The organism is Verminephrobacter aporrectodeae subsp. tuberculatae At4 (assembly GCF_000193225.1).
Lineage (GTDB): Bacteria > Pseudomonadota > Gammaproteobacteria > Burkholderiales > Burkholderiaceae_C > Acidovorax > Acidovorax aporrectodeae.
In genome coordinates, this window is sequence record NZ_AFAL01000573.1 from 1 (window position 1) to 2,819 (window position 2,819).

Here is a 2,819-nt window from a genome sequence, read left to right on the forward strand (position 1 = left end):
TGACGCAGGCCGCTCCTGCTGTGCACCACACGTTGGGATCGGTCGCTTGGCCATCCCCGTAGAGCGCCTTGATCACGACCGGCCCGCCAGGACCCGTGATCGATGCCGCAGCAACCCTCAGGTCGCTCGCGCCCTTGACCAGGATGGGCTGGCCCCAGATGGCATCGGCTTCGCGGGGAACGGTGTCGGCACCTCCGCGCCTCTGGCCGCAAAAACGCCGGCGCTTCCCTCGCATGGGTAGGTCAGAACCTTGCCGGCGTCCTGGTGCTCGGCGTCCTTGGCCAGGCCGAAGACCATCTCCAGCGTCTGGGTCCCCACGGTGCTTGGCCCCAGAGCCAGGCCGATGTCACGCAGCCCATGGAGCGCGACCAGGGCGTGGTAGGGAGCGCTCAGGATGAACCGCACCGCGTATTCGGCGTTCTCGGTGGGCGGCACGGTCGATACCGTCTCGCCCACCTGCTTGCGGTCGTAGCCGGACGCAGCGACGCGATCATCCAGATAAACGCCCGTGAACTTTGCCTTGCCGGGTTCCTGGAAGTGCCCCACTGCATTGTTTTGTGCCAAGTAGTTCAGATGCGCAATGGCGGCTTGGTCGAGTCTGGCGTTTTGCGCCAGCAGTCCGAAACCGCACTGGAGCCGCTCGGCGTTCAGCGTCTCGTAAACCAGGGCTTCGCTGCTGTTGGCTGCGTACGTGGCGGCAGGAACGCGGGTGACGATGGTGCTTGCTGCCGGTGTCAGCGTGTCGCCCCCATCTCCCCACGCCCCACCGCAGGCGGTCAGGGTCACGCCGGCCACCAGAACGGTCAACCATTCGTTTTTTGGTTTCATGCTTCTTTCTATCGATTGAGTTACCCGCCAAACTTAATGGGGCATCTCCCCCATGCCAAGCCCTTCTTTCGCAAGGCAATTGATTACTTTTTCGTCCGGGGCAGGCATCCGTCATCGCCGCAGCTGCGCACCACGCGGGGCGGGAACGCTGCGCCGGCGGCGCCCGGGCACGCTGCGCGCGTCCGCTGTCCATCCCTTTGGGCGGGACCTAGAATCGCGCCATGCTTGACATTCAGCTTCTCCGCAAGGACCTCGACAGCGCCATCGCGCGCCTGGAAACCCGCCAAAACCCCCAGTCCTTCCTGAACGTGGAAGCGTTCCAGGTCCTGGAATCCGAGCGCAAGACGCTACAGACCCGCACGCAGGAACTGCAATCGCAGCGCAACCAGCTCTCCCGGCAGATCGGCCTGCAGATGGGCCAGGGCGACAGCGCCGGTGCGCAGGCCGCGAAGGACCAAGTGGCCGCGTCCAAGGCGGAACTGGAGCGATCGGCCACGCGCCTGGAGAAAATCCAGTCCGAGCTCGGGGCCATGCTCATGGCGGTTCCCAACCTGCCGCACGACAGCGTGCCCGTGGGCGCCGACGCATCCGGCAACGTGGAACTGCGCCGCTGGGGCGCCCCCGCCCGTTTTGACTTCGCGGTCAAGGACCACGTCGACGTGGGCACCCCGCTGGGCCTGGACTCCGAGATGGGCGTGAAGCTCTCGGGCACGCGCTTCACGGTGCTGCGCGGCGGGATCGCACGCCTGCACCGGGCCCTTGCCCAGTTCATGCTCGACCTGCAGACCGGCGAGCACGGCTACACCGAGTGCTACGTTCCCTACGCCGTGAACGCCGAATCGCTCAGGGGCACCGGCCAACTGCCCAAGTTCGAAGGCGATTTGTTCACGGCCAAAAAGGGCGGCCAGGACGCAGAGCCTGCACCCGACAACGCGGCGCTATACCTCATCCCCACCAGCGAGGTACCGCTGACCAACTTCGTGCGCGACGTGGTGCTGTCGCAGGCGCAGCTGCCCATCAAGCTCACGGCGCACACGCCCTGCTTTCGCTCCGAAGCCGGCAGCCATGGCCGCGACACCCGCGGCATGATCCGCCTGCACCAGTTCGACAAGGTCGAGATGGTGCAGATCGTGCACCCCGAAAAAAGCTACGCAGCCCTTGAGGAAATGACCCGCCACGCCGAGCGCGTTTTGCAAGCGCTGAACCTGCCCTACCGCGTGATGAGCCTGTGCACTGGCGACATCGGCTTTGGCGCCGCCAAAACCTACGACCTGGAAGTGTGGCTGCCCGCGCAGAACGGCTACCGCGAGATCAGCTCGGTGAGCAACTGCGAGGACTTCCAGGCCCGCCGCCTGCAAGCCCGCTTCAAAACCGCGCAGGGCAAGAACGAACTCGTGCACACCCTCAACGGCTCGGGACTGGCCGTGGGCCGCACCCTCGCTGCCGTGCTGGAAAACCACCAACGCGCGGACGGCAGCGTGGAACTGCCGCAGGTGCTGCGCCCCTACATGGGCGGAACGTCGGTGCTTGCACCGGAATAGCCATGGAATCCTGCTAAGATCGCGGGCTTCGGCGCACAGGAGAGGTGGCAGAGTGGTCGAATGTACCTGACTCGAAATCAGGCGTAGTGGCAACACTACCGTGGGTTCGAATCCCACCCTCTCCGCCATTTCGGAAAGCCCCGGCGTCGTTGCATGGCATCGACCGTCGAAGCACCCACCGCAGCCGCCGACGCGCTCAAAACAGCTGCCCCGTCCCCATGGCGTCTTGCGCGTCCCGCCCCTGTCCATATGTCCGTGCGCTGGGCCCCGGCTCCTCGCCGCGCCGTACCAGCGTGCCGGCGCGCACGCCCAGCAAACGCAGGCGCCTGTCCAGCGGCACCCGCCTGAGGCATTGCCCGGCCAGTTGGCGAATGGTCGCGCCGTCCGCCGTGTAGTTGCAGGCCGTCTGCTCGCGCGTGGCGGTCCTGAAGTCGTCGTAGCGCAGCTTCA

3 protein-coding genes and 1 tRNA gene are annotated in these 2,819 nt (G+C 66.0%); 2 read left to right on the forward strand and 2 right to left on the reverse strand.

The features are described from left to right. Positions 1 to 117: 117 nt before the first annotated feature. A complete protein-coding gene (locus VTU_RS0118390) occupies positions 118 to 828 on the reverse strand; it encodes a CAP domain-containing protein (RefSeq protein WP_010106927.1) in 711 nt (236 codons plus the stop codon). A 221-nt stretch (positions 829 to 1,049) separates the two neighbouring features. Here VTU_RS0118390 and serS point away from each other — a divergent pair, with 221 nt between their 5' ends. Continuing rightward, a complete protein-coding gene (gene serS / locus VTU_RS0118395; RefSeq protein WP_010106930.1) occupies positions 1,050 to 2,369 on the forward strand; it encodes a serine--tRNA ligase in 1,320 nt (439 codons plus the stop codon). Positions 2,370 to 2,407: 38 nt separating this feature from the next. Continuing rightward, positions 2,408 to 2,497, forward strand: a tRNA-Ser gene (locus tag VTU_RS0118400). Positions 2,498 to 2,565: 68 nt separating this feature from the next. Here the strand turns inward: VTU_RS0118400 and VTU_RS28220 are convergent. Then, on the reverse strand, positions 2,566 to 2,819 hold a 254-nt coding region (locus VTU_RS28220), incomplete at its 5' end, for a DinB/UmuC family translesion DNA polymerase (protein ID WP_010106931.1).

Excerpts from the sequence above, each read along its gene's own strand:
- VTU_RS0118390 (WP_010106927.1), bottom strand. The coding sequence starts at position 828 with ATGAAACCAAAAAACGAATGGTTGACCGTTCTGGTGGCCGGCGTGACC.
- serS (WP_010106930.1), top strand. The coding sequence starts at position 1,050 with ATGCTTGACATTCAGCTTCTCCGCAAGGACCTCGACAGCGCCATCGCG.